Here is a 380-nt window from a genome sequence, read left to right as displayed (position 1 = left end):
AAATACCATTACCCATGATGGTAAAGTCCCTCCATAGATTGAATGACAACAAAGCTGCGATACCTAATAACCAAACCGCGATACTAGCGACGATGGTCGATACCGTACGGCTCATTGGCGTACGCTCTTCTAACAGCTCAACCGTTGGCTCAAGTAATGAGATTGAAGAAGTCACAGCGGCAAAAGTTATCAATAAGAAGAATAAAGTACCAATGATGGCACCGGCGCCCATACTACCAAAAGCAATAGGCAAACTGACAAAGATAAGACCAGGACCTGAAGCAGGATCAAGACCGTTGTTAAAGATAATTGGGAAAATAGCCAAACCAGCCGCTAAAGCAATGACAGTGTCTAGAATAACAACGGTACGCGCCGTGCTT

At 44.5% G+C, this 380-nt stretch carries 1 pseudogene; it reads right to left on the bottom strand.

The features are described 5' to 3' along the window. Positions 1-380, bottom strand: a pseudogene (locus tag V7D75_RS13965) (sodium-dependent transporter); the annotation flags it as partial.

It is taken from the genome of Psychrobacter sp. (assembly GCF_036731945.1).
Taxonomy (GTDB): Bacteria; Pseudomonadota; Gammaproteobacteria; order Pseudomonadales; family Moraxellaceae; genus Psychrobacter.
Note: the sequence above shows the minus strand (reverse complement) of the source record. Positions and strands in the feature narration are given on the sequence as shown.